This is a genomic window from Paraburkholderia kururiensis, assembly GCF_034424375.1.
GTDB classification, from domain to species: domain Bacteria; phylum Pseudomonadota; class Gammaproteobacteria; order Burkholderiales; family Burkholderiaceae; genus Paraburkholderia; species Paraburkholderia kururiensis_A.
In genome coordinates, this window is sequence record NZ_CP139965.1 from 2,476,146 (window position 1) to 2,502,834 (window position 26,689).

21 protein-coding genes are annotated in these 26,689 nt (G+C 67.3%); 5 read left to right on the plus strand and 16 right to left on the minus strand.

What is annotated here, in order from left to right; genetic code table 11:
- Positions 1-3: 3 nt before the first annotated feature.
- The gene (gene mscL, locus U0042_RS11095; protein WP_114810801.1) at positions 4-450 is read left to right on the plus strand and encodes a large conductance mechanosensitive channel protein MscL; all 447 of its coding nucleotides are present in this window, start codon (positions 4-6) and stop codon (positions 448-450) included.
- Between the two features lie 75 nt (positions 451-525).
- Here mscL and U0042_RS11100 read toward each other — a convergent pair whose 3' ends face one another.
- The 3 genes from U0042_RS11100 to U0042_RS11110 form a co-directional block, all read right to left on the minus strand.
- Positions 526-2,544, minus strand: a complete 2,019-nt coding sequence (locus tag U0042_RS11100) for a hybrid sensor histidine kinase/response regulator (RefSeq protein WP_114810966.1) — start codon at positions 2,542-2,544, stop codon at positions 526-528.
- Positions 2,545-2,623: 79 nt separating this feature from the next.
- The gene (locus tag U0042_RS11105) at positions 2,624-3,103 is read right to left on the minus strand and encodes a response regulator (RefSeq protein ID WP_114810800.1); all 480 of its coding nucleotides are present in this window, start codon (positions 3,101-3,103) and stop codon (positions 2,624-2,626) included.
- Between the two features lie 127 nt (positions 3,104-3,230).
- Entirely contained in the window at positions 3,231-4,862 is a 1,632-nt protein-coding gene (locus U0042_RS11110) for a sensor histidine kinase (RefSeq protein ID WP_114810799.1), read from the minus strand.
- A gap of 446 nt (positions 4,863-5,308) precedes the next feature.
- Between U0042_RS11110 and U0042_RS11115 the strand changes: the two genes are divergently transcribed.
- The gene (locus U0042_RS11115) at positions 5,309-5,806 is read left to right on the plus strand and encodes a hypothetical protein (protein ID WP_114810798.1); all 498 of its coding nucleotides are present in this window, start codon (positions 5,309-5,311) and stop codon (positions 5,804-5,806) included.
- A 137-nt stretch (positions 5,807-5,943) separates the two neighbouring features.
- Here the strand turns inward: U0042_RS11115 and U0042_RS11120 are convergent, their stop codons facing one another.
- Positions 5,944-8,370, minus strand: a complete 2,427-nt coding sequence (locus U0042_RS11120; RefSeq protein WP_114810797.1) for an AsmA family protein — start codon at positions 8,368-8,370, stop codon at positions 5,944-5,946.
- 225 nt (positions 8,371-8,595) lie between these two features.
- Here U0042_RS11120 and U0042_RS11125 point away from each other — a divergent pair, with 225 nt between their 5' ends.
- Together U0042_RS11125 and U0042_RS11130 are read left to right on the plus strand one after the other, a co-directional pair.
- A complete protein-coding gene (locus U0042_RS11125) occupies positions 8,596-9,444 on the plus strand; it encodes an ABC transporter ATP-binding protein (RefSeq protein WP_114810965.1) in 849 nt (282 codons plus the stop codon).
- On the plus strand, positions 9,441-10,253 hold the full coding sequence (locus U0042_RS11130) for an ABC transporter permease (protein ID WP_114810796.1): 813 nt from the start codon (positions 9,441-9,443) through the stop codon (positions 10,251-10,253). The genes U0042_RS11125 and U0042_RS11130 overlap by 4 nt, the downstream gene beginning before the upstream one ends.
- Here U0042_RS11130 and U0042_RS11135 read toward each other — a convergent pair.
- The 4 genes from U0042_RS11135 to U0042_RS11150 all read right to left on the minus strand — a co-directional run bounded on the left by U0042_RS11135 (position 10,250) and on the right by U0042_RS11150 (position 16,204).
- Positions 10,250-10,816: a DUF6013 family protein gene (locus U0042_RS11135; RefSeq protein WP_114810795.1), complete on the minus strand. Its 567-nt coding sequence runs from the start codon at positions 10,814-10,816 to the stop codon at positions 10,250-10,252. The two genes, U0042_RS11130 and U0042_RS11135, sit on opposite strands and share 4 nt — an antisense overlap.
- A gap of 205 nt (positions 10,817-11,021) precedes the next feature.
- Positions 11,022-12,038, minus strand: coding sequence for a zinc-binding alcohol dehydrogenase family protein (locus U0042_RS11140; RefSeq protein WP_114810964.1), 1,017 nt, complete (start codon positions 12,036-12,038; stop codon positions 11,022-11,024).
- A gap of 98 nt (positions 12,039-12,136) precedes the next feature.
- Positions 12,137-15,082, minus strand: coding sequence for a DNA ligase D (gene ligD, locus U0042_RS11145; RefSeq protein ID WP_114810794.1), 2,946 nt, complete (start codon positions 15,080-15,082; stop codon positions 12,137-12,139).
- Positions 15,083-15,172: 90 nt separating this feature from the next.
- Positions 15,173-16,204, minus strand: coding sequence for a Ku protein (locus U0042_RS11150; protein WP_114810963.1), 1,032 nt, complete (start codon positions 16,202-16,204; stop codon positions 15,173-15,175).
- 439 nt (positions 16,205-16,643) lie between these two features.
- On the opposite strand from U0042_RS11150, the gene serB reads away from it, so the two are divergent.
- The gene (gene serB, locus U0042_RS11155) at positions 16,644-17,483 is read left to right on the plus strand and encodes a phosphoserine phosphatase SerB (protein ID WP_114810793.1); all 840 of its coding nucleotides are present in this window, start codon (positions 16,644-16,646) and stop codon (positions 17,481-17,483) included.
- A 169-nt stretch (positions 17,484-17,652) separates the two neighbouring features.
- On the opposite strand, the gene U0042_RS11160 is transcribed toward serB, so the two are convergent.
- The 8 genes from U0042_RS11160 to U0042_RS11195 all read right to left on the minus strand — a co-directional run bounded on the left by U0042_RS11160 (position 17,653) and on the right by U0042_RS11195 (position 26,633).
- On the minus strand, positions 17,653-18,849 hold the full coding sequence (locus tag U0042_RS11160) for a cystathionine beta-lyase (RefSeq protein WP_114810792.1): 1,197 nt from the start codon (positions 18,847-18,849) through the stop codon (positions 17,653-17,655).
- A 218-nt stretch (positions 18,850-19,067) separates the two neighbouring features.
- A complete protein-coding gene (locus U0042_RS11165) occupies positions 19,068-19,778 on the minus strand; it encodes a hypothetical protein (RefSeq protein ID WP_419150508.1) in 711 nt (236 codons plus the stop codon).
- 160 nt (positions 19,779-19,938) lie between these two features.
- Positions 19,939-21,123 (minus strand): beta-ketothiolase BktB, encoded by a 1,185-nt coding sequence (gene bktB, locus U0042_RS11170; protein WP_114810791.1) that lies wholly within the window; start codon positions 21,121-21,123, stop codon positions 19,939-19,941.
- 51 nt (positions 21,124-21,174) lie between these two features.
- A complete protein-coding gene (locus U0042_RS11175) occupies positions 21,175-22,128 on the minus strand; it encodes a sugar kinase (protein WP_114810790.1) in 954 nt (317 codons plus the stop codon).
- 3 nt (positions 22,129-22,131) lie between these two features.
- Positions 22,132-23,535 carry a 30S ribosomal protein S12 methylthiotransferase RimO gene (gene rimO, locus U0042_RS11180; RefSeq protein ID WP_114810789.1) on the minus strand — a complete coding sequence of 468 codons (1,404 nt, stop codon included), beginning with the start codon at positions 23,533-23,535 and terminating at the stop codon, positions 22,132-22,134.
- Positions 23,536-23,766: 231 nt separating this feature from the next.
- Positions 23,767-24,408 carry a polyhydroxyalkanoate synthesis repressor PhaR gene (phaR, locus tag U0042_RS11185; protein WP_114810788.1) on the minus strand — a complete coding sequence of 214 codons (642 nt, stop codon included), beginning with the start codon at positions 24,406-24,408 and terminating at the stop codon, positions 23,767-23,769.
- 129 nt (positions 24,409-24,537) lie between these two features.
- Positions 24,538-25,278, minus strand: coding sequence for a 3-ketoacyl-ACP reductase (locus tag U0042_RS11190; protein WP_114810787.1), 741 nt, complete (start codon positions 25,276-25,278; stop codon positions 24,538-24,540).
- 173 nt (positions 25,279-25,451) lie between these two features.
- Complete coding sequence (locus U0042_RS11195; RefSeq protein WP_114810786.1) at positions 25,452-26,633, minus strand: acetyl-CoA C-acetyltransferase; 1,182 nt, start codon at positions 26,631-26,633, stop codon at positions 25,452-25,454.
- Positions 26,634-26,689: the final 56 nt, after the last annotated feature.

The window sequence follows — 26,689 nt, forward strand, 5'->3', positions numbered from 1 at the left end:
CCCATGGGCATGATCAAGGAATTCAAGGAATTCGCCGTCAAGGGCAACGTGATGGATCTGGCGGTGGGCGTCATCATCGGCGGCGCCTTCTCCACCATCGTGAATTCGGTCGTCAAGGACCTGATCATGCCGGTCATCGGCGTCGTCACCGGCGGCCTCGATTTCTCGAACCAGTTCGTGCGGCTCGGCACCATTCCGCCCTCGTTCAAGGGCAATCCCGATTCGTACAAGGATCTGCAGACGGCGGGCGTCGCCGTGTTCGGCTACGGCTCGTTCATCACGGCCGTGATCAACTTCCTCATCCTCGCGTTCATCATCTTTTTGATGGTGAAGTTCATCAACAAGCTGCGTCAGCCGGAAGAAGCCGCGCCCGCCGCCCCGCCGGCACCGCCCGAAGACGTGCTGCTGCTTCGCGAGATTCGCGACACGCTCAAGAGCCAGCCGCGCTGATACCGGCTCACGCGTGGCTCTGCCTGCGCACGGTGCCGGCAGAGCCACGAAGCGGAACGAAGCGCTACGAAAGCGCTATCGACCCAGATCGACGTCGCGCGCCGTCTGTTCGAGCGGCGGCGTGGCACCCGGCGGCTCGGACTTCTGCCGCGCCGCGCTCTCGATCAGCTGTTCGAGCTGCGCGAAGTTCACCGGCTTGGTGAGATGCCAGGTGAAGCCTGCGTCGACGCTGCGGCGCACGTCCTCGTCGGTGCCGAAGCCCGTCAGTGCAACGGCCGGCACCGCGGAATGCTCGCGGAAGGCGCGGATGAAATCGAGACCCGTGCCGTCCGGCAAGCCCACGTCGCTGATCACGAGGTCGAACTCGACGCTCTGCGCGGCCGCGAGCGCATCGGCCACGAGGCCCACCACCGTCACGTCATGACCGAGGCTGCGCACAAGCTGCGCCATGACCTCGGCCGTATCTTCGTGATCTTCGATCATCAGGATCGTCAACGTGCAGGCGGCGCTGGATACGGCCGACACCGGCGCGGCCGGCTCGGCCTGCGGCGGCTCGCAGGCGGGCAGCACGATCGTGAAGGTCGCCCCGCAATGCACGCCCGGGCTTCGCGCGCTCACGCTGCCGCCGTGCGCATCGGTGAGCGCCTTGGTGATGGCGAGCCCGAGGCCGAGGCCGCCGAACTGCCGCGTCATGTTGTGACTGCCCTGCTCGAACGCATTGAAGAGCTTGCCGATCTGCTCAGGCGCAATGCCGATGCCGGTGTCTTCCACCGAAATCTGGATCTGCGAGCCTTCGTCGCGCGTGCGCACATAGATGTGCCCGCCGTCGGGCGTGAATTTCGCGGCGTTGCGCACGAGGTTCCATAGCATCTGCTGCAGGCGCGCGCGGTCGGCGCGCACGTAATGATGGCGCGCCGCCGTGTCGATGTGCACGTCCTGCTGCTTGACCTGAATCTCGCTGCGAAAGAGTTCGAGCACGCTGTCGATCACCTCGTGCACGTCCACCGTTTCCAGCGTGAGGCTCAGCTTGCCGTTGGCCACGCGCGTGAGATCGAGCAGATCGTCGATCAGGCGTGCCTCCAGTTCGATGTTGCGGCGGATCATCCGCACGCTTGCGCGCGCCTGCTCGGGCAGCTCGGCAATCATGTCGAGCACGCGCGTGCCGGCGAGGACCGGCGTGAGCGGCGTGCGCAGCTCGTGCGACAGCATGGCGAGAAAGCGGTCTTTCGCGCGATTGGCGTCTTCGGCCGCCTGTCTCGCCACCTGCTCCGAGGCGAGCAGCCGTTCGCGTTCTTCGATCGCCTCGCGCTGCGGCTGGATGTCCGTGCAACTGCCGAACCATTTGTTCACGCCGCCACGCGGATCGCGTACGGCCACGATGCGCACGTCGAACCAGCGGTACGCGCCGTCGTGGCGGCGAATCCGCATTTCGTGATGGTAGTAACCCGTCGCGCCGCCCGACACCGCCGCGAGCCAGGTGCGGCGCACTTCCTCGCGGTCGTCGGCGTGCACGGCGTCGAGCCAGCCGAGGCCGAGCGAATGCGCTTCGTCGAGCCCCGTGTAATCCACCCACTGCTTCGAGATGAAGTCGCAGCGGCCGTCCGAGCGGCACGTGAGCACGAGGTGCGGCAGCGCCTCGGAAAGCGTGCGGTAATGCTCTTCGCGATCGAGCAGCAACAGCGCTTCGGCCGACGCGCGTTGCAGGCGAATCTGCGCGAGCACGCGCTCCACCGCTTCGGGCAGATAGTCGAGATAGTCGCCCGACTTCGGCACCACGTCGGACACACCCGCGCGCAACGCCTGGATCACGCGCGATTCGTCGGTGAAGCCCGTCACGAGAATGGCCGGAATGCGCACGTCTTCGGCGCGCAGGCGGCGGAAGAAATCGAGCCCGGTTTCGGGGCCGTCGAGCTGATAGTCGAGCACGAGCAGATCGGGCGCTTCGGCAGCGATCAGTTCGCGTGCACTCGCGGCGCCCGTGCAGGTGGCCACGCGCACGCCGGCCCGCATCAGCGACTTGCGGGCAAGACGGAGAATGCCTTCGTCGTCGTCGACGACGAGAATGTAGGCGGCAGGCGTAGCGCGGTCGGGCATGCTGGTGAATGCGGCGGCGTTGGGTGTGAGAAAGCGTTCGTTCGTAGCGGGCGCGCGCGACGCGGCGCCGGCCGTGTCGTCATCCATGCGAGGCGAACCGTTGGCCCTGGGGCAGCTTCACGACCTGAAGGAAGAAGCCGAGCCGCCGTACCGCCTCGATAAACGCCTCGTATTCGACGGGCTTCGTAATGTAGACGTTGCAGCCCAGTTCGTAACAGCGTTCGATCTCGCGCGGGTCGTCGGTCGTGGTGAGCACGATCACGGGCACAGCGGCCGTTTCCGGCGACGCCTTCAGCCGTCGCAGCACCTCGAAGCCGTCCACGCGCGGCATGCGCAGGTCGAGCAGCACCACGAAGTTGGTGAGCTGGTCGCGCGCAGGCCAGGCGCGCCCGGCGTGCGTGGCTGGGTCGCCGAAGAAATAGTCGAGCGCTTCGGCGCCGTCCCGAAAGCGCAGAAAGCCGTTCGAAATACCGGAACGGCGCAGGTTGCGTTCGACGAGCGTCGCATGGCCGTCGTCGTCTTCAACGAGCACGATGCTGACCGTCTCCCCTTGTGTCATGGCTGGCTCCGGAAGGCGCGCCGTGCGCAGTCGGTTGCGAGGCTGGCGTGAGATGTCGGCATGGTCGGCTGTGTGGTTCGTCTTGTCGGTTTATCGATCTGCTTTTCAACGCGTACTGGCGTCGGCTTCATGGTGCACGCAAGGGTTGTTCGGGCAGCGTGAAGAAGAACGTGGACCCGGCGCCCTCCACCGATTCCACCCACGCCCGTCCGCCGTGCCGCTCCACGGTGCGCCGCACGATGGCAAGGCCGATGCCCTCGCCTTCGGCCGTGTCGGCCCGCAGACGCGAGAACGCGCGGAACATGCCGGGCAGCGACCCCGCGGGAATGCCCATACCATTGTCGCGCACATAGTAAGTGCGCATGCGGGGACGCGGCACGGCGCCGGGCTCAGGTTCGTCGGCGGCCTCTTCCGGTTCCGGTTCCAGCGCCCCGACCTCGATGCGGCCCGGTCGCGCGGGATCGAGGTAGCGCAGCGCGTTGCCGATCAACTGGCTGAACACCTGTTCGATCGCCGCGGGGTCGCCCCACGCCGGCGGCAACTCGCGCATCGTGATGGAGGCCCCGCACGCGGCGAGCGTCCCTTCCAGGCCGTCCACGACACGCGCCGCCACGCGACCCATGCTCACGCGCTGCCAGTGGTACTCCACGCGGCCCGCGCGCGAAATGCGCAGGAGCGCGTCGATGATAGCGGCCGCCCGGCTCACCGCGCGCCGCACGAACTGCAACGACTCGCGGATGTCGCCGTCCAGCACCTCGGCGAGGCGTTCGTGCTCGGGCGCGGGCAGTCGCGCCGTTTCCACCGTGGTGCGCAGATCTTCGCAAGAGACCTGCAGCTCGTTCGAAAACCCTTGCAGGTTCACGAGCGGCGAGCGCAGGTCGTGCGAGACGCTGTAGATGAACATCTCGTTGTCTTGCGTCTCCTGGCGCAGGTGCTCGTTCACGCGCGCGAGTTCGGCCGCGCGCGCTTCGAGCTGCGCCTTGAGTTCGGCCTGCTCGCGCTCGGCGCTGCGCAACCGCACGCTGGTGTCGTGCAGAACGGTGTCGAGCGCCGCGATTTCGTCGTTGCCCGACAGCGGTGCGGTAAGCGGCTGGCTGTTGCCGAGCCGCTCGGCATTCGCCGTGAGCACCGCGAGGCGCCTGCCGATATTGCGCGCGAACACGAACGCCGAGCCCGCCCAGATCAGCATGGACCCCACCACGGCTGCGATCAGCGCCGCCTGCTGCCGCGTGCGCGTGAGCGCAAGCGACGCACGGCTCTGCGCATCGCGGCGCCGCTCTTCGGCAATGAAATCGTCGAGCTGTGTGCGCACCAGCTGGATTTGCGGCGGCAGCGCGTCGTTCTGGGCGTCGGCGTAGGGCTCGATGGTGCGCCCTTCGTAGAGCGCGGTCGCCACGGCCGACACCTCGGCGCGCCACGCGTCCGCCGCCGCGCGCATGCGGCGCACGCGCGCCACCTGCTCCGGCTGCTTCGCCACGAGATGTTCGAGCTGGCCGAGACGGTCGGAGAAGTCGGCCCAGATGGCGCGGCGGTCGATGAAAGACGGGTCGCCCAGCACCACGCCGGTGCGCACGCGCGCCGCCTCGCGCAACAGCGGCTGGGCGAGCGTAGTGGACTGCCACAGCACCTGCTGGCTGTCCGCGGCGCCCTTGGCCGCCTGCATGGCCTCTTCCTGTGTGCCGAACACGAACCCCAGCAACGCCAGTTCGACGGCGCTCGGCACGGCGATCAGCAGCAGACCCTTGGTGAACAGTTTCATCGTTAGGCGCCCAGGTTGCCGAATCGTGCGCTCGCGGCTCTTATGCTCTTGTGCAGTTCTGCACGACATGCGCGACGCTGCGGGCCGCGCCTTGTCGGGTAGACGGGCGCGCCGCAAGGGCGGGAACTTCGCATGCACAGAAGCGGCCCATTATCCTGTCGAACGGCAGATATTTCAACGACCGCTCCAGCAAGCGCCACCGCACATAAAGCGCACACTCACCGTGCGCAAGACGCCTTTTTTATGGGGCCCGCATGCACTGCGCACGCACGCCGGTCTATATTATGGCTACAGACAGAAGTCCGGAGACGCCTGCAGCGCGGCGCGCGGTCCGGCATGAGACGTGCGGTGCACATGAGACGAGCAGTGGTCGAATCATCGTGAATCCGGCATTTTCGTATGCTATAAAAGATCGACGTGCGGCGCGCGAGGCCGGGAGTGGTCGCATGAGAACGCTGCGTTTGGTGCAATTTCTTTTCAGGCGAATGTTTATGTCCTTCCCGAAGAAGCGTAAGCGCGTGAAGGCGGACAGCGACGAGTCATTCCTCGCCGTGCTCACGCATTTCAAACCGTTCGGTCAGCTCGACACGAAGATCGCGCGGGCACGCGCCCAGGACGAGCCCGTGCTCTATGCGCACGTCCTGCCCGGACTCGACGTGCTGTTGTGCAGCGTGCGCGGCGCTCAGCCGCCTTACCCCGCCACCGCGGAGCTGCGCCGCCGCTGCATCGAATCCATTGCGAACGCGCTCGAGCAGCCGCTCGACGGTCTCGAAAACGGCGGCTATTGGTACGAGGCCGACGGTTTCGGCTTCCTTGTCTTCGCAAGCCGCGCGCGCGGGCGAATCCTGCCCGAGTTCGGCGCCACCCGCGCGGGCCTTGCTGCCCGGCGTGGCGCACGGCGTCAGGATGCAGCCGGCGACGCCACGCCGCGTTCGCTGCGCTAGGGGTTCGCTGCTGCGGTCATGTCCACTGCGCGTCAGTTGCACCGGGGTCTGTCCGGTTCATGACAGACCCTGGCCTGCCTCGAAGATCCAGGTAACACCCGAGTAATCCCCAGGTCATACCCCGCCCGTCCGGCCTGCTATCGCGAGGCCGCACCCGATGCGGGCATACCCTTGTCCGCCGACGGCAGACGCGGCGCCTTCTCCTTCTGACCGGGCGGCGGCGCCGTGGGCTGCTGCCGCATCTGCGCAAGCAGATTGGCGCATGGCAACGGCTTGTTGTTGCTGGGCGCGATGAGCGGAATCAGCGCCGCGAATGGGTTGATGAGCCCGAGCCCCACCATCGCGCCGCCGCGCAACGCGAGCGCCGCGGCGTCCACGCCCACATGCGGGTCTTTGAACGTGCCTTTCACGTAGAGCGGCGAGCGCAGCGAAAACACGCGAAAGCCCTTTGTATGGGGATGGATGTTGAGGTCCATCGACTCGTCGTGCAGATTGACCTTGCCGCCGATGTCGATCACGGCGTCCTCCGTGTCGAGGGCGAACACGCGCGAATCCAGCACGCCGTCGGTCGCGACGAAGTCCGCGGCGGCGCAGTTGATCTTCACGTCGCGCGTGCCGAAGAGCTTTTCGTAGACCACGTTGGCCACGTTGAGCCCCGCCGCCTCCATGAGCAGCAGGCTGATGGTGCCCTGCGTCACGAGCGCCTTCACCTCGCCGTTCGAGGTGGAGGCGAGGGCCGCGGGCGAATTGCCGGTGGCGGTGAGCGACGCGTCGCCGTTGATTTCGCCGAGCGCCGACTGCATCGACTTCACGCCCGGAAACAGCTGTTTGAGCTTCAGGTGACGCGCCGCGGTGGCGAAACGTCCCTTGAGCGGCACGCCGCTGCCGTCGAGGTCGATGTTCGAATCCAGCGTGCCGCCCGCCACGCCGAAGCGCAGCGGGTGCAGCGAGAGCGCGCCGTCGCGCAGCACCACGTGCGTGTAGAGATCCGTGATCGGCAGGTTCGCGTTCTTGACGATGCGCCGGCCGGTGAGCGTCACGTCCGCGTCGATGGCCTTCCAGCGGTCGGTACGGAATTCCTCCACGGGAATCACGCGGTTCGCCGGCTGCGTCGCCACGTCGCCACGCTTGCGCTTGCTCGCGTTGGTATCGGCGCCGATGATCGGCGCGAGGTCGGAGAACTGCAGCAGGTTCGACACCAGTTGCCCCTGCAGCAGCGGCCGCGGCTGACGCTGGAACCACGCCAGCGTGCCGTTGAGATCGCTGCCGCCCACGCGGCCCGTGAAGTTTTCGTAGCGAAACACCTTGCCGTCGCGCCTGAACTGCCCGACGAGGCGCCCTTCCGTCGCATACGGCGGCGTCTCGGGCAGCGTGATGCCGGTGAGCGTGTACAGATGCGCCATGCTCGCGCCTTGCAACCACAGACGCAGATCGACCGCCGCGAGGTGTGCCGGGTCGGTGATCGTGCCGACGAGCGCGATATGCGTGTCGCCCGCGCGCATGTCGGCCTGCACGGGGAACGGGCGGTTCGCGTCTTGCAATGCGAGCACGCCGCCCAGCTTGCCGGTACCTGAAACGGCGGCGTGATTGTAGGTGCCTTTGAGCGTCCAGCCGATGGCGTAGAGCGGCGCTGAAGCGGGTCCGGTAGTGGGCTGGCTTGGTGCGCTGGAACTGGATGCGCCGCTTCCCGTCGAGGCCACCGGGTTCGTCCGCACCGCTGCGCTACCGGAGGCTTTCGAGGCAGTCACCGCCGACCCCGAACCCGCCGCACCCGAAGCGCTCGAAGCCGCTGCGGTCGCCGTTCGCGAACCGGAAGCCGCGGAAGCCTCAGAAGCCGCCGCGGCCTCGGACGCCTCGATCGCCTTCGCCTGCGCCGCCAGCCGCGCGGCGCCGGCTTTACCCACCATCTGCGCCGACGCGTTGCGCGACGCGCTCTCCTGCGCCGCCATCACGTCGCCGATGGGGACCGCCTGGCCCAGCGTGTCCACGGTCAGTTGCACGTCGGCCTTCGTCTTCCGGTCCGCGTACGCGATGTAGCCTTTGGCGAACGTGATGTCGTGCAGATCCAGCTTCCACGTGGACGGCCCGCTCGACGACGGCAGCTTGAAGGTCCAGTTGTTGCGATCGTCCTGGGTGCGCTCCAGATCGACGGACGGATTCACGAGGTTGATCACGGGCACGACGATGCGATGCGCAAGGAGCGGCAGCAGTTCGACCTCGAAGTCGATCTCGTCGAGCGTCGCGAAGTAGCGCGTTTTTGCCCAATCGGGATTGGCGACGGTGATGTGCGCCGCCGAGAAGCGCGGCCACGGCACCCACGCGCGCCAGCCGCTCTCGCCCACCGGATGGCGCCAGCCCAGCTTGAGGTCGCCCTCGATGCGGAAAGTGCGGCCGATCGCCTGGCTCACCTTGTCGTCCACCCACGGGCGGGCGCGGTTCCAGTCGAACGTGAGAAAGACCACGACGACCACGGCGACGAGGACAGCGACGAGTGCCACGAGCCATGCGATGATCTTGCCGACGCGTCGGCCGGGAGTGCGCGCGGGGGTCTGCTCCGGCGTCATGCCTGCTCCATTGTGCTTTTGACTGTTTATGAGGGCGGCAGCAGAGTCCGTGCCTGCGGCAACGGCGGCTCAAACCCCGGGCCGGGGCTCCGTATGATGCCGCAGCGCCGCATGCCCCGCAAACCGCGGCCCGCGAGCACGCGAAGCCAGCCGCTCGCCGACGAAGAAGAAGTCGCACGAGCACTGCCGCGATCACAGCAGCCCCGTCCCCCGAATACCGCGCCCATGACCGATACGCCTCTTCTTGAAGCCCGCGCCATCGTGCGCCGCGATGCCGCGCGCGGCCAGGTGTTGCTGCACGCCGCCAGCCTCGCGCTGCATGCGGGCGACCGCGCGTCCATCACGGGCCCCTCCGGTTCGGGCAAGAGCGTGCTGCTGCGCGCGCTCGCGCTGCTCGATCCGCTCGACGGCGGCGACGTGTGGTGGCACGGCAAACCCGTCTCGCGCCACGCGATGCCGCGCTACCGGCGCAACGTCGCCTACATCCGGCAACGTCCTGCGATGCTCGACGGCACCGTGGAAGACAACCTGCGTTATCCGTATTCGCTGCGCGTCTATCGCGACGGGTCGTTCGACCGCACACGCGCCGCGGCGCTCGTGCACGCGGCGGGACGCGGCAACGACTTCCTCGCGCGGCGCGCGAGCGAACTCTCGGGCGGCGAAGCGCAGATCGCGGCGCTCGTGCGCGTGCTGCAACTCGATCCGGAGGTGTTGCTGCTCGACGAACCCACGGCATCGCTCGACCCCGATTCGTCGCGCGCCATCGAAGCACTCGTGCTCGCGTGGTTCCAGGCCAGCGACGGCGCCACCGCCCAACGCGCCGCCATCTGGGTCTCGCACGATCCCGTCCAGGCGCAGCGCGTCAGCACCCGGCACCTCACGATGCGCGCCGGCGTTCTGGGCGAAGCGGACGGACAGGCGTTAGCAGAAGGGAATGCCGAAGCAGCCCGCGAAGGAGACGCGCCGCCGGCCCCGCACGCGCCCTCGCCCTCGCATCAAGTCCCGCACCCGCACGAAGACGAGCGCCCCACGTCGCAGCCCGATCCGAACACGCCGAAGGAGCCTACGCGATGAACCCCGGTCTGCAAAACCTCAGCCTCGTCGACGTCGGCATCGCGGCGTTGCTCATCGTGGTGAACGGCGCCGTGTCGGTGCTGCTCAAGCTCGATCTCGAACGCAAGCTCGCCTGGGCCGCGGTGCGCACTGTCGTGCAGTTGCTCGCCATCGGCTACGTGCTCGGCTGGGTGTTCCAGTACGACCGCTGGTACGCGGTGTTGCCGCTCATGGCGCTGATGACGTTGATCGCCGGCTTCGCCGGCGCGCAGCGCGGCGCGCGCACCTACGCGGGCCAGCGCGCGGACAGCATCGTCTCGATCTGGGTGAGTTCGTGGCTCGTGGCGGCGGTCGGGCTCTTCGTCGTGATTCGCATCCGGCCGTGGTACGAGCCGCAATATGCGATTCCGATCCTCGGCATGATTCTCGGCAACACGCTCACCGGCGTGTCGCTCGGCGTGGAGCGCATGACCGAGGAACTGACGGCGCGACGCGACCGCGTCGAGATGGCGCTCGCGCTCGGCGCGACGCGTTGGGAAGCGGCCCAGGAGCCGGCGCGTCAGGCGGTGCGAGCCGGGATGGTTCCCACGCTCAACCAGATGGCCGTGGTGGGCGTAGTGAGCCTGCCCGGCATGATGACGGGCCAGGTGCTCGCGGGACAGTCGCCGCTGCAGGCCGTGCGCTATCAGATGGTGATCATGTTCCTGATCGCGGCGGCCTCCGCGCTCGGCACCGTGGGCGCCGTGCTGCTCACCTACCGGCATCTCTTCTCGGCCGAGCACCGTTTTCTCGCCTCGCGGCTCGTGGAGCGAACCGCGGGCCGCGCCTAGCGTTTGGCCGATACGCTGATCTGCGTGCCGTCATTGAGCGTGACGGTCTTCACCGTGCCGTTGGTCGGCATCGCGAAACGCAGCACCTGATTCGAGGTGACGAAAGTCGGGCACGTCTGCGTCTTGCCGCCGTTCTTCACGGCCGCCTTGCCGCGCGGCGCCTGCGCCTGGAAGCTCAGTTGCACGGTGGCCGTGCCGTCGTTCGCGACGATGGGCGCAAGGCGAATCCGCGTCTGACGCAGCAGCGCGCCGTTCGCGTCGAGCGGCAGGTCCGCATAGCCGGGGCACTGGTTGCTCACGCTCACGGAGCCGCCCGGCGGCACGGTTTTCCAGGTGAAGTCGTCGGTCTGACCGGAACGGAGCGTGCGCGTCTCCTGCGAGTTGCCGAACTCCTTCGACACGACCTTGACGGTGTACTGGATGGGCCCATCGGGCGGCGTCTGCGACGTCACCTTGACGGGCGGAGCGGCCCCGACCTCGACCGAGGTCATGAGTCCGCCTCCCGAGACCACGGCAAGTGCGGCTGCGGCAACCACGGCCCGGCGTGTACGGCTCGCGCTCATACCTCACCTCCTTGTTGTGGCGCCGTGCCCGCATACACGTCCAACGACCACGCGTGCGGCCCGGCGCTGCCTTCCGGTTTCAGGGTGTCCTGCCAGTCTAACGCCGCCCTGCAGCCACGAGGACGCGAACCGATTCAGGTATTCCCCCGCTTGTCGCCGCACGTTTTTTGCGTGTGGGCGCGGCACGAGGCCGCGCGTGCCGCACTCAGAACCCGGACAACACGATCTTCCCGATGGCGCGCCCCGCCTCCAGCAGCTGATGCGCATGCCTCACGTTCTGCGCGTTGATTGCACCCAGATGCTGGCCCACGGTCGTGCGCAGCGTGCCCGCATCCACGAGACGAGCCACCTCGCCGAGCAGCTTGTGCTGCTCGATCATGTCCGGCGTGCCGAACATGGAGCGCGTGAACATGAACTCCCAGTGAAACGACGCGCTCTTCGCCTTGAGCAGTTCCACGGGCACGGGCTTCGCGTTTTCCACGATCGTGCAGATGGCGCCCTGCGGCTTCACGATCTGCGCGGCGGCCGGGAAGTTGGCGTCGGTGTCGTTGAAGAGAAGCACGTAGTCCACCTGCTCGAAGCCCGCTGACTTCATCTGCGCGGGCATGTCGCCGTAGTGGTCGACGATGTGGTCCGCGCCGAGCCCGCTCGCCCATTTCGCCGATTCGGGCCGCGATGCGGTCGCGATCACCGTGAGCTTCGCGAGCCGTTTCGCGAGCTGGATGCCGATGGACCCCACGCCGCCCGCGCCGCCCACGATCAATACCGAGCGCCCCGCATCGGCGCCTTCGGACGACACGCCGAGCCGGTCGAACAACGCCTCCCACGCCGTGATCGCGGTGAGCGGCAAGGCTGCGGCGTGCGTGAAATCGAGCGAGGCCGGCTTGCGGCCCACGATGCGTTCATCGACGAGGTGGTATTCGCTGTTCGCGCCCGGCCGCGTGATGCTGCCCGCGTAGAACACGGGGTCGCCCACCTTGAAGAGTTCCACCTCGGGACCCACGGCGGCCACCGTGCCGCATGCATCCCAGCCGAGGATGCGCGGCGCCTTCTCGACCGTGTCTTTCGGTGCGCGCACCTTGTAGTCCACGGGATTGACAGAGATCGCCTCGACCTTCACGAGCAGGTCGCGGCCTTGCGGCTCGGGCGTGGGGATGTCCACGTCGACCAGCGCTTCGGGATGGTCGACGGGCAGATAGCGATAGAGACCAACAGCTTTCATCCGAGACTCCTTGATGGAATGGATGGGCGCGCGGGGGTGCCACAGGCCTTGCACATTCGGCTGATGCAGCAAGCGGCCGACGGCGGAGCCCGCATGCTTCAACCCTTGATGCCAAGGCGCTTCTTCATGGTCGCGGTAATGCGCTGGCGCGTCTTCGCATAACCGGCCCACGGGTCTTTGCGCAAGGCGTCCAGCCGTTCGTGAAGATTCGCGATCGTCCACTGGTTGCCGGCCGTGGTCTGCGGGACTTCGTCCCAGCTAATCGGCACCGAGACCCCAAGCCCCGGCCGCGCGCGCACCGAATACGCGGCGATGGTGCTCGACCCGCGGTTGTTGCGCAGGTAGTCCACGAAGATCTTGCGCTTGCGATTCTGCGGGCCCATTTTCGCGCTGAATCGATCGGGCAGCGTGGCGGCCATGTGCTGCGCCACGACCTGCGAGAACGCCTTGACCTCGTCCCAGCCGGCCTGCGGCGTGAGCGGCACGACCACGTGCAGCCCCTTGCCGCCGCTCGTCTTGCAGAACGATTCGAGGCCCAGTTCCGTGAGAACCGTGCGCGTGAGTTCCGCGGCTTCGATCATGCGGTCCCAGCCGAGCACCGGGTCGGGGTCGAGATCGAACACCATGCGGTCGGGCCGTTCGATGTCCGTGACGAGCGCATTCCACGTATGCAGTTCGATCACGCCCATCTGCGCTGCGCCCAGAAGCGCCTCGACGCTGTCGATGGTCAGGAGCGGCGCGTGCCCCGGATCGAGGCCCGCGTGCTGCGTGATGTGCGGAATCTCCAGCTTCTGGGCATGCTTCTGGAAGAACAACTCGCCGCTGATGTCTTCGGGCGCGCGCACGAGCGAAACGGGCCGCTGCTGCAGATGCGGCAGCAGCCACGGCGCGACCCACTCCCAATAGTGGACGAGGTCGAGCTTGCGCGTGCCGCTGTCGCGGTCGATCACGCGATCGGGATGCGAGATGCGTACGCCGGCCACTTCGGTCGACGCATTGCGCGAGCGCGCGCTCGACGTACCGGACCCACGCGCTGCCGACGATGCGGCACGTGTCGCGCGCTTTTTCGCGACGCTGGAGTCGACGGCTTCGTCGGTGTCTCTCGCGCGATTGACGCGCGTCGAAACAGACTTCGCGTCTGCTTTCGAAGCTGTTTTCGAGGCTGTTTTTGAGGCGGCTTTTGCCGTGCGCTTCCCTTTGCCGGTCTGCGTCGCTTCCCCGGTCTGCTGCATGGTGTCCTCCTGGTTCGAACGGTCCTGTGCCGGTTGCTCTGCGGATGCAGCCGCATGCACCGGCGCCTCGCGCGTCACCTGGCGCGCGGGTTTGTCGCGGCGCAAGCTCACGAACGAGGCCTGGCGCACGAGGCCGTCGCCCGTCCATTGCGCGAAATTGCATTCGCAGACGAGTTCGGGCTTCACCCAATGCACCGGCGTGCTGCTGCGCTCGCGCGGCATGCTCGCGAACGCCATGCGCGGCGTTTCCAGCGCGTCGAGTTCCTTCTTCACGGCGCGCAGCTTCGCGGCGTCGAAGCCCGTGCCGACGCGGCCCGCGTAATGGAGCGTGCCCTTCGCGTCATACACGCCGAGCAACAACGAGCCGAACGCCGCGCGGCTGCCCGCGGGTTCGGTATAGCCGCCGATCACGAACTCCTGCCGCTGCCGGCATTTCAGCTTGAGCCACGACGACGCCCGCGCGGAGGTGTAGTGGCTGTCCGCGCGCTTGGCGATGATGCCTTCGAGCCCGCTCGCGCAGGCGCCTTGCAGCAGTTCGTCGGGCTCGATGGCGAAGTCCTCGGAAAAACGCAGCAGGCCGTGGGTGCGCTCGTCGATGTCGGCGAAGAGCGCGCGCAGAATCGCGCGCCGCTGCACGAGCGGCACGGCGCGCAGGTCGTAGCCGTTCAGGAACGGCACGTCGAACACGAAAATCACGATGTCTTGCGCACGGTTCGCGTCGAACGCGTTTTGCAGCGCCTGGAAGTCCGGCATGCCGTGGCGGTCGAGCACCACGGCTTCGCCGTCCAACCACGCGCTTTCGAGATCCAGCGACGCGAACGCGCGCGCCTGGCGGCCGAACTTCGCGGTCCAGTCGTTGCCGGTGCGCGTGAAAATGCGCACCGGCTCTTTGCGTGCGTGATGGTCGATGCGCGCAAGCACACGATAGCCGTCGAACTTGATCTCGTAGATCCAGTCGTTGCCGGGCGGCGCGAAGTCGACGAGCGTGGCGAGTTGCGGCTTGAGCGCGGCAGGCAATGCCGCCTTCACCGCACCTTCGATGCCGGGCTCGCGCGCAAGCTCGCGCAGCGACTCGGTGTTGCGCGTGGCGACGATGTCGGGGCGGTCGGCCTTCGTCGGGTGCTTCGATCCGTGCCTGGCACCGTGCCTCGCGCCCTGCCTTGCATCAGCGGCGCCACGGCGTGCCGCTTCGGCACCGCCCCGCGACAGCACGCTGCCCGGACGTTGCGCGAGCACGTCGTACTCGTCGGTGCTGCGCGCCTCTTCGTCACGCTCCTTGATGAGCAGCCACTGCTCCTTGTCGCCGCTGCCGCGCATGCCGCTTCGCACGAGCGTCCAGCCGCCGTGCAGCTTCTCGCCTTCGAGCCTGAACTTGAGCTTGCCGGCGCGGTAGGCCTCGATCGCCTGCCTTTCGCTGCCCACGGGCTCCCACACGCCGCGGTCCCAGACGAGCACCGTGCCCGCGCCGTAGTTGCCTTCGGGAATCTCGCCCTCGAAGCTGCCGTATTCGATGGGATGGTCTTCGACATGAACCGCGAGGCGCTTCACGGACGGATCGAGGCACGGCCCCTTAGGAATGGCCCACGACTTGAGGGTGCCGTCCAGTTCGAGCCGGAAGTCGTAGTGCAGCCGCCGCGCGTCGTGCTCCTGGATCACGTAGGACAGCGCGTGGCCGTTGCCGCACCGCCTCGCACGCGAGGTGGCTGCCGCGGCCTTTGCCGCACCACGGGCGGCACGCTTTTGCGCGCCGGACGGCTCCGGCGTGGCATCGAAGCGGCGTTTGCGCTGATAGGTGTCGAGTTTGCCGGCCATGCTCGTGTGCCTTTGCTTGTGCCCTCGCGTGTGCCCTCGCGTGCGTCTTTGCCTGCGCCTTTCTCCGGACCGGGAGCCGCGCCCGCGTCGTCAAGCCGCGTGCCGCTTTCTGTGCGGCGTTTCCTTGCGCGTGGTTTCGCTGCTGCGGCCCGTGCCGCGCGCCGCGGTATGGCTGCCTCGTGCGGTCGTGCGGTTCGTGGTGCGTGCGCCGTCGTCGTCGCGCGCACGGCTGCGCGATTTGCCGCGCTTGCCGTCCTCGGATGCTTCGCTGCCCGACGGGTCGTCGTCGGGGTCTTCGTCGCGGTCGGCCCGACCGCTCGCGCGACCTTTGCCGCGCCCGAGGCTGCGCCGCAGCAGCTCCGAAAGATCGAGGATGTCGGCGCTGCGTCGCGGCTGCGGCTCTTCCGGCGTCTCGATTTCTTCGGTCTTGCCTTCGCGAATCTTCCGATCGACGAGTTCGAGCACGTCGTCGCGGAACGTGTCGTGATAGTGCTCGGGGTCCCAGTCCTCGCTCATGTCGTCGATCAGTTTTTTCGCCATGTCGAGTTCGCGGGCCGTGACGCCGGCCTTCTTCGCGTCTTCGGGCGGCAACGTGAGTTCGCTCACGGGGCGGATCTCGTCGGCCCAGCGCAGCGTGTTCAACGCGAGCACGGGCCCGAACGGCACGAGCGCCGCGAGATGCTGCTTGTTGTGCATCACCACGCTCGCCACGCCGATCTTGCCCGACGCCTTCAACGCCTCGCGCAGCAGCGCGTAGACCTTCTCGCCCTTGCGGTCCGGTGCGAGAAAGTACGGCGTTTCGAGATAGAGGAACGAGATGGCCGGGGCATCCACGAAGGCGAGGATGTCGACGGTCTGCGTCGATTCGGGGTTCGCCGCGCGGATTTCGTCTTCGGAAAGCACGACGTACTTTTCCTTTTCGTACTCGTAGCCGCGCACGATCTGCTCGCGCGGCACGTCCTTGCCCGTGCGCTTGTTAATCTGCCGGTAGCCCACCGGGTCCATGGACCGCTTGTCGAGCAGATGAAAGCTCACCTTCTCCGAGCGCGTCGCCGGAAACAGCTGCACCGGCACGTGCACGAGGCCGAAACTGATCGCGCCTTTCCAGATCATGCGTGACATGTTGCACTCCCAGGTCTTGAACGAAGTACCAAGCAGCATGCGTGCCTGCATCTGGAAGGTCCCGCAAGCCGCTGACGGCAACGCAGGACGGCGGCGGTGCGAGGCCGCGTGGCGCGCGTTCGCCCTGTAACGCCTGCGCCACGGCATGCAAAAGCTGCCGATCACGAGGACGGCTGCCGAAGGGCGCGCTAAACGGGCGCTCGATCCCGCGCCCGGAAAACGGCGCTCGCCAGCGGCACGGCGCCGGAGGAAAGTGGGAATGCCGCGAGAACCTGCATGGTGCCGGCTCTCAACGACGCTCAGCGTGCCCGCCCGCCGCGCCGCCGCAGCCGCACCGGACTGCCTGCCCCGAACCGTTACAATAGCCGGATTTTCCGCGCCCCTTTCTCGCGCCGCTTTCTGACTACCCCGCCCCTTGCGCTGCTCTGCTGCCTAGCTCATGAATCTCGTCATCCAGGCCTCGTCGCCGTTCAATCCGGTCCACCAGAAACCGCTCGTCGCGCTGGCACGCGGCCGCCGCGCCGTCGAAATCGACGCGCACGCCATCCGCATCGAAGACGCCGATCCGGCGCAGCGCCCCGACCTCGACGTCTACTGCGCGACCCACGCGCTCGACTACGCCTTCGTGGAACCCGGCCGTTCGCTCGCGGACTTCGGGCTCGTCACGATGGACATGGACTCGACGCTCATCACGATCGAATGCATCGACGAGATTGCGGATTTCTGCGGGCTGAAGGCCGAGGTGTCGGCGATTACGGAAGCCGCCATGCGCGGCGAGATTCAGGACTTCAACGAAAGCCTCACGCGCCGCGTCGCCCTGCTCAAGGGGCTCGACGCGGACGTGCTCGGGCGCGTCTACGAAGAGCGGCTGCGCCTTTCGCCCGGTGCCGAACGCATGCTCGCCGGCGCGAAGGCGGCGGGCCTGAAGACACTGTTGGTGTCGGGCGGCTTCACGTTTTTCACAGAGCGGCTCAAGGCGCGCCTCGGCCTCGACTACACGCGGGCCAATACGCTCGAGATCGTGGACGGCAAGCTCACGGGCAAGGTGGTGGGCGAGATCGTGAACGCCGACGTGAAGGCACGCACGCTGCTCGAAACCTGCAAGGCAATGGGCATCGATCCTCGCCGCGCCATTGCGATGGGCGACGGGTCGAACGATCTCAAGATGATGGCCGCGGCCGGGCTCTCGGTGGCGTTCCGCGCCAAGCCCGTGGTGCGCGAGGCCGCGAGCGTGGCCTTCAACTTCGTCGGGCTCGACGGGCTCTTGCGCCTGTTCTGAAATTTCGGGCGGCGTAGCGGCGAACGTTCGCCGCCTGACTTCGCCGCCCCCGACTCACCTCGTCACATGACATTCGCCGCGTTGCCCGTTGCCGTTGCTGCGGCATAAGGCGGCGACCAGCAAGGCCGCAACGCCTTCGCTAGCCGAGGCTAATCCAAGCTTATCCCGATTAGCCGAGCGCCACGAGACAGCGCTCGATATCGGCCTGCAGATCAGCCTCGTCTTCCAGCCCCACGTAGAAGCGCACCAGCGTGCCGCGATACGGCCAGCGGCTCGCGCTGCGCATCGACGCCACGTCGTACGGCATGGCCAGACTGTGCGCGCCGCCCCAGCTCCAGCCGAGCGAGAACAGTTCGAGCGACTCGCAGAACGTGTCGATCTGCGCAGGCGTGTAGCGCTCGTCGAACACCACCGAAAAGAGACCGCCCGCGCCGTTGAAGTCGCGCACGAAAAATTCGTGGCCGGGGCAGTCGGGCAGCGCGGGATGCAGCACCGCCGCGATCTCGCTGCGCGTCTTCAGCCACCTGGCGAGCGCAAGCGCGCTGCGGTCGTGCTGTTCGAAACGCACCTTCATGCTGGGCAGGCTGCGCAGGATCAGCGAGCAATCGTCCGACGACACGCCGATGCCCATGCGCATGCGCGCGAGCTTGAGCTTCAGGTGCAGTTCCTTGTCCGCCGTGATGGTCGCGCCCATCAGCACGTCGCCGCCGCCCGACTGGTACTTCGTGAGCGCCTGCACCGAAATGTCCACGCCGTGTTCGAACGGGCGGAACGCGAGGCCGGCCGACCAGGTGTTGTCGATCGCGGTGATCACGTTGCGTGCGCGCGCGACGGTGGTGATGGCCTGCACGTCGGGCACTTCCATCGTGACCGAGCCCGGCGCCTCCAGCCAGATGAGCTTCGTTTCCGGGCGGATCAGGTCGGCGATGCCCGCACCGATCATCGGATCGTAGTAGCGCGCCGTGAGACCGAAGTCGTGCGCGAGCCACTCGGCGTGGTCGCGGTTCGGCGAGTAGACGTTGTCGGGAATGAGCACGTCGTCGCCGGCCTTCACGATGCCGAAGTACACGTTCGAGATGGCGGAGAGCCCCGACGGCTGGAGCAGCGCGTGATTGCCGCCCTCGATCGCGGCGAGCCGCTGCGCGAGCGTGAGCGAAGTGGGCGTGGCGTGCAGGCCGTAGCGCCACTGTGCGTCGTTGCGCCAGTCGAGCGCGCGCAAGGTGGCGAGGTCGGGAAACACGACGGTCGAGGCCCGCGTGACAGGCACGGCGAACGACTCGAAGCCCGGCGCGAGCTGGTCTTCGGCGCGCACGATGCGGGTCTGGAGGCGGCGGTTCGAATGACGCTTGGAAGGCGGTTGGGTCATGGCGGCGAGAGCGACGGGAAGGTTATGGGATGACGATGACGCGAGCGGCTCGAATGATCGGGCCGCTCGCACGCTGCGTAGACTGAAGATTAGCCGAGGTCGCGATGCGGCGGGCGATGCCGGCACGCGATTCGGGCGCGCCCCTGGCGCGATGCGGCCACCGTACACGGTGCGCTTCGCGCGGCACGACACCGCGCGAAGCTCATTGCGCGACGCCGTCAATCGCCGATGGTGAGATTGCTGACACCGCCCACGGCATGCGTCGCGGCAACAGGCGCCGAGGACGCCGATGACGACGAGGGCGCCGTCGCACTGGCCGACGCTTGGGCGTCGGGCCGCGACGACACAGCAGCCTGCCCTGGCCCCTGCGCCGCCGGCCGGGCGCCCACGGCGGGGGACGGTTGCCCCGCCGCCAACGGATGCAGGTCGAACGGCTGCGGGTCCGAGTCGTCGACGTTCATGCGGTCGCCTTGCAGCACGCCGTCCGGCCCGAACTTGCCGACCCAGTTGCCGGTGATGTGCGTGCCGTCGTTCGATTCCTCGACTTCCAGCGTGTCGCCTTCGCGGTCGCCGGCAATCAGGATGACTTCGCCCGTATCGGTGAACTGATACTCGCCGTGCACGCCGGAGGGATCGTCGGTCTTCGGTCCCAGCCGCAGCACGATGGCGCGCTTGCCCAGCGTGCCCGTGTAGCGCGGAAACCTCGCGAATTCCGGGCTGGGCTTGAGCGGCAGCTGGATGGGCGGCGGCGCCGCGAGTTCCTTGACGGCATCGCTCTGCGCTTGCGCGGCGAGCGGCAGGCCCGCGCTCAAGGCAGCGAGCAGCGTGAAGGTCAATGCCGAAAGGCCGCTGGCATAGCGCCGCTTCATACGGCCCGGCTTCACGAGATCCAGCCGCGCAACGTCTCGGCTCGCACCGTTCGTGCCCATCTCTTCGCGCCGGCCTGCCGCGCTTCGCACAGCCGGCGCGCACCTCGCCAGCCGTTCCGCGATTCCAACGCTGCCCAACTTCGTCGCCTGCAATCCTTCCATCAGCCCTCTTCCTTGCGGCAGCCGCGGCTCACCCATCGCGTGCCGGCGTGCCGTGTATTCAGATCCGTTCGAACACGGCGGCAATGCCCTGCCCGCCGCCGATGCACATCGTGACGAGCGCGTAGCGTCCGCCGATGCGCTGCAGTTCGTACAACGCCTTCACCGTAATAAGCGCGCCCGTCGCACCGATGGGATGCCCCAGCGAAATGCCCGAGCCGTTCGGGTTCACCTTCGCGGGATCGAAGCCCAGTTCGTTGCTGACCGCGCAGGCCTGCGCCGCGAAGGCTTCGTTCGCTTCGATCACGTCGAGGTCGGCCACCGTGAGGCCCGCGCGTTCCAGCGCCTTGCGCGAGGCCGGCACGGGACCGATGCCCATGTACGCGGGATCGACGCCCGCATGCGCGTAGGAGACGAGGCGCGCGAGCGGCTTCACGCCGCGCTGCTGCGCGACCTCGGCCGACATCAGCACGACGGCCGCGGCCGCGTCGTTGATGCCCGACGCGTTGCCCGCTGTCACCGTGCCGTCCTCCTTCGCAAACACCGGCCTCAACTTCGTGAAGTCCTCCGGCGACGCCTCGGCGCGCACGTGTTCGTCGGTGTCGAAGACGGTCTCGCCTTTCTTCGACGCCATCGCGATCGGCAGGATCTGGTCCTTGAAGTAGCCGTTCGCGATGGCGCGTGCCGCGCGGCGGTGCGATTCGAGCGCGAGCGCGTCCTGCGCCTCGCGCGTGATGCCGTACCTGCGCGCCACGTTCTCCGCCGTCACGCCCATATGCACCGACTGGAACGGGTCGTTGAGCGCGCCCACCATCATGTCGACCAGACGCGCGTCGCCCATGCGCTGGCCGAATCGCGCCGCGGGCATCGAATACGGCGCACGGCTCATGCTTTCGGCACCGCCGCCGATGGCGATGTCCGCGTCGCCGAGCAGAATGCTCTGCGCGGCCGACACGATGGCCTGCAACCCCGACCCGCAGAGCCGGTTCACGGTGAGCGCCGGCACGTGTTGCGCGACGCCGCCGTTGAGCGCGGCCACGCGCGCGAGGTACATGTCCTTCGCTTCGGTATGCACGACGTTGCCGAACACCACGTGGCCCACCTCGTCGCCCGACACCTGCGCACGCGAGAGCACCTCGCGAATCACGCGCGCGCCCAGATCGGTGGGCGCAAAGTCCTTGAGACTGCCGCCAAAATCGCCGATGGCGGTGCGCACACCGCTTGCCACTACCACTTCGCGTTGCATCGTCTGTCTCCCTTTTTTGTGCTGAAAATAGCTACGCGCTGAAGGTATCGCTCAGCCCGCCAGCGTGCGCTCCACGGTCTCGCGCGACGGGATGGGCGCAACGGCGCCGAAGCCCCGCGTCGACAGCGCGGCGGCCACGTTCGCATAGCGCGCCGCGGCGAACGGATCGTCGCCCGCGACGAGTCGCGCCACGAAGGCGCCGCCGAAGCAGTCGCCGGCGCCCGTGGCGTCCACGGCATCGACGACATGGCCGGCCACTACGCGACGCTCGTCCGGCGTCGCGACGTACGCGCCGTCGCGCCCCAGCTTGAGCGCCACCACGCGCGGCCCGTGCGCGAGCAGAAAGTCCACGATCTCGTCGCGGCCGGTGAGGCCCGTCAGCGCCGTCACGTCGTCCCAGCTCGGCAGGCAGATGTCGGCTTGCCGGATCGCTTCGAGCATCACCGCGCGCGCCCGCGCGAGCGGCCAGAGCTTGAGCCGCAGGTTCGTATCGAAACTCACGCGCACGCCGTTCGCCCGCGCATGATCGATGGCGGCAAGCGCCGCGTCGCACGCGGACACGCTGATCGCGAGGCTAATGCCGGAGAGGTGCACGACCTGCGCCGCTGCGATCGCATCGAGCGGCAGGTCCCGCGGCGCATAACGGCTTGCCGCCGAACCCGCGCGCAGATAGTCGAACTCATGGCCCGACGGCCCGTGCGAGACGAAGTACACGCCTGTGGAAGCGCCGCTGTCCGTGCGCACATACGAGGTATCGACACCCTCACGCTGCCACAGGTCGAGCAGCAGACGCCCGAAATGATCGCTGCCCACGGCGGACACGAAGCCCGTCGCCGCGCCCTGGCGCGCGGCCGCGATGCAGAAGTTCGACGTGTCGCCGCCGAAACCCTGCAGGTACTCGGGCGCGTTCGGCGACCGCTGGTTGAACTCGATCATCGCCTCGCCGAGCGCGAGGATCTGCGGTGTGCTGTGACCTGCGGAGCCTGCCGTGCCCGTGGACGCCATGGCTCAGACCTCGCCCCACAGGTCGTGGCCGTCCGCGCCCGTGATCTTCACGGAAACGAAATCGCCCACCTTGTAGCGCTTCGAGGGCTTCGACGGCGGCGCAACGTACACCACGCCGTCGATCTCGGGCGCATCCGCGGCCGTGCGGCCCATGCCGCCGTCTGCGTTGACTTCGTCGACGAGCACTTTCAGCGTCTTGCCGATCTTGCGCTGCATGCGTCTGGCCGACACGGCTTCGGCCACTTCCATGAAGCGCGCGCGGCGCGCCTCGCGCACGTCGTCGGGCAAGGCACCGTCCAGCTCGTTCGCGCTCGCGCCTTCCACCGGCGAGTACGCAAAGCAGCCCACGCGGTCCAGTTCGGCCTCGCGGATGAAGTCGAGCAGCGTTTCGAACTGCTCCTCCGTCTCGCCGGGAAAGCCCGCGATGAACGTGCTGCGGATCGTGAGGTCCGGGCACACCTTGCGCCAGGCCTGCACGCGCTCGAGCGTCTTTTCCGCGTTCGCGGGCCGCTTCATGCGCTTCAGCACCTCGGGGTGCGCGTGCTGGAACGGCACGTCGAGATACGGCAGCACGTGGCCCTTGAGCGGCCCTTCGGCCATCATCGGAATGATTTCGTCGACGTGCGGATACGGGTAGACGTAATGCAGCCGCACCCACGCGCCGTATTGCGCGGCCAGTTCGCCCAGCGCGCTCACCAGTTCGGTCATGCGCGTCTTCAGCGGACGGCCGTTCCAGAAACCGGTGCGGTACTTCACGTCCACACCGTAGGCGCTCGTGTCCTGCGAGATGACGAGCAGTTCCTTCACGCCGGAGCGAAACAGGTTTTCGGCTTCGAGCATGACTTCCGCGACGGGCCGCGAGACGAGGTCGCCCCGCATCGACGGAATGATGCAGAAGGTGCAGCGGTGATTGCAGCCTTCGGAAATCTTGAGGTAAGCATAGTGGCGCGGCGTGAGCTTGACGCCCGCGGCCGGCACGAGGTCGACGAACGGATCGTGCGGCTTCGGCAGGTGGCTGTGCACCGCCTGCATCACCTCGCCCACGGCATGCGGGCCCGTCACGGCCAGCACCTTCGGATGCACTTCCTCGATGAGACCCGTGCCGCTCGCGCTCTTCTTCGCGCCGAGGCAGCCGGTCACGATCACCTTGCCGTTCTCGGCAAGGGCCTCGCCGATGGCGTCGAGACTCTCCTGCACCGCTTCGTCGATGAAGCCGCACGTGTTGACGACGACGAGATCGGCGCCGTCGTAGGTGCCCGAAATCTCGTAGCCCTCGGCACGCAGCTGGGTGATGATCTGCTCGGAATCGACGAGGGCCTTCGGGCAACCGAGGCTCACGAAGCCGACCTTGGGCACGGCGGGCTGGGCGGAATCGCTGGATGAAGCGGAGGAAAGGCTGGGCGGCATAAGAGAGGTCCGGCGCAATGACGACGATGGCGGCGAGACAGTCGCACACAGTCAAGCGTGCGCCGCCTCGCGGAGTTCCTCGCGCGCGGCGGGCGCCGGCGCGCGTAACCGCGTATTGTACCGCGCGGGTTGCGGGAGGCGCCCGACCGGGCCACGCTTGCCCCGGCGCAACGCAGGCGGCTTACCGCCTGCCCCCCGCCCGCTCGCCGCCGCGTTTGCAGCCGTTCGCCCTTACTTGCTCTCCGGTTCCTTGTCCGGATTCGGCTCGCCGCGCGCCGCGCCACCCGAAGGCGAAGCGGAACCGCCGCTGCCGCCCATGCCCGGAGCAGCGCCCGGCTGTTTGAACGGGAAGCTGCTGAACATCGTCTTCGCCTGGTTCTGCATCTGCTCCTGCATCTGCACGAACATGTTCTTCGACTGCTCGATGTAGCTCGTCATCATGCCCTGCATCATCGGCGCCTGCATGTTCATGAACTGGGACCAGACCTCCGGGTTCATCGCGTTGCCTTCGTACAGGTTCTTCGACTGGTCGGCGAGCTTGTTCTGGATGTCGATGAACGCCTGGATGTTCTTCTCCAGGTACGTGCCCATCATGCCCTGCATCGCATGGCCGTAGAAACGGATGATCTGCGAGAGCATGGACGACGAGAACATCGGCAGCCCGCCGCTCTCCTCCTCGAGGATGATCTGCAGCAGGATGGCGCGCGTCAGGTCCTCGTTCGTCTTCGCGTCGATGACCTTGAAATCCTCCTGGTCGAGCACGAGCTGCTTGACGTCGGTCAGCGTGATGTACGTGCTCGTTTCAGTGTCATACAGCCGACGGTTGGGATACTTCTTGATCAGTCGTTCGGCGCTCTTCTTTGTAGTGGTCATGTATCGCCCTTTCGCGCGTAACAGCGCAGAAACGGCGCCCGCCCGGCACACGGCCATCCGTGTGCGAACGTCGCGCCGCCAACCCTCTTCTGATCCGTTGGCGCCCGTGCAGCGCCGGGCGCCGCCGGATCAGCCCATGTGCAGACCGCCGTTCAGCGAGAAGTCGGCGCCGGTCGCAAAACCCGACTCGTCCGACGCCAGCCATCCGACGATCGATGCAATCTCGTCCGGCGAGCCGAGGCGGCGCACCGGAATCGTGGCGACGATCTTTTCCAGCACGTCGGGACGGATCGACTTGACCATGTCGGTGCCGATGTAGCCCGGCGACACGGTATTGACCGTCACGCCCTTGGTCGCCACTTCCTGGGCGAGCGCCATCGTAAAGCCGTGAATGCCGGCCTTCGCGGTGGAATAGTTGGTCTGGCCGAACTGCCCCTTCTGCCCGTTGACCGACGAGATGTTGATGATGCGTCCCCAGCCGCGCTCCACCATGCCGTCGATCACCTGCTTCGTCACGTTGAAGAGACTCGTGAGATTGGTGTCGATCACCGCGGTCCAGTCTTCGTGCGTCATCTTGCGGAATACGACGTCGCGCGTGATGCCCGCATTGTTGACGAGCACGTCGATCTCGCCGACTTCGGCCTTGACCTTGTCGAACGCCTCGCGCGTGGACTCCCAGTCGCCAACGTTACCTTCCGACGCGACGAAATCGTAGCCGAGCGCCTTCTGGTCTTCGAGCCATTTCACGCGGCGCGGCGAATTCGGCCCGCACCCGGCAATCACCCTGAAACCCTGCTTGTGCAGGCGCTGGCAGATGCTCGTGCCAATGCCGCCCATGCCGCCCGTTACATATGCAATTCGTTGTGACATAAACCACGCTCCGTTATCGTTTTCGGGGCACCGACCGGCGGCCCCATGCCTCGCCCCTCTACCGCTCCTCCTGCTGACCTCGGTGCCGCCTCGCCTGCCGCTGACTGCTACTGCGCGCTACGCCGCCGCACCGTGCGCGGCGAGCGGCGTAGCGTGTGCAACCCGACGCGGCATTACATGCGCTCGACTGCGAGCGCGACGCCCATGCCGCCGCCGATGCACAACGACGCGAGGCCGCGCTTCGCGTCGCGCTTCTGCATTTCGTGCAGCAGCGTAACGAGAATGCGGCAGCCCGACGCGCCGATCGGATGACCGATCGCGATGGCGCCGCCGTTCACGTTGACCTTCGACGTATCCCAGCCCATCTGCTTGTGCACGGCGAGCGCCTGTGCGGCGAACGCTTCGTTGATCTCCATGAGGTCGAGGTCCTGCACCGACCAGCCGGCACGTTCGAGGCAGCGGCGCGAAGCCGGCACCGGGCCCATGCCCATCACCTTCGGGTCGACACCCGCGTTCGCGTACGCCTTGATGCGCGCGAGCGGCGTGAGGCCCAGCGCTTCGGCCTTCTTCGCCGACATCACCACGACCGCAGCGGCACCGTCGTTGATGCCCGAGGCGTTCGCAGCGGTCACCGTGCCTTCCTTGCTGAATGCGGGCTTGAGACCTGCCAGCGATTCGGCGGTCACGCCATGACGCACGAACTCGTCGGTGGCGAAACGCAGCGGCTCGCCCTTGCGTTGCGGAATCTCGATGGGCACGATCTCGTCGTCGAAGCGGCCGGCCTTTTGCGCGGCTTCGGCCTTGTTCTGCGAGAGCGCCGCGAACGCGTCCTGCTCTTCGCGCGTGATGTTGTATTCCCTGGCAACGTTCTCGGCCGTGACGCCCATGTGGTACTGGTTGTAGACGTCCCACAGGCCGTCCACGATCATGGTGTCGACGAGCTTCGCGTCGCCCATGCGAAAGCCGTCGCGCGAGCCCGGCAGCACGTGGGGTGCCGCGCTCATGTTTTCCTGGCCGCCTGCCACGACGATCTCGGCGTCGCCCGCGATGATCGCGTTGGCCGCAAGCATCACGGCTTTCAGGCCCGAGCCGCACACCTTGTTGATGGTCATGGCCGGCACCGAAGTGGGCAAGCCCGCCTTGATCGACGACTGGCGCGCCGGGTTCTGACCGCTGCCCGCTGCCAGTACCTGGCCCATGATCACTTCGCTCACCTGTTCGGGCGTCACGCCCGCGCGCTCGAGGGCGGCGACGATCACCTTCGAGCCGAGTTCGGGCGCCGCGATCTTCGCGAGCGTGCCACCGAATTTGCCCACGGCAGTGCGGGCGGCCGATACGATCACGACATCAGTCATTTCAGGTTCCTTCGGGCATCGGGGCGCCGGGCGGCGCCAGCCCTTCAAGTTAAAAA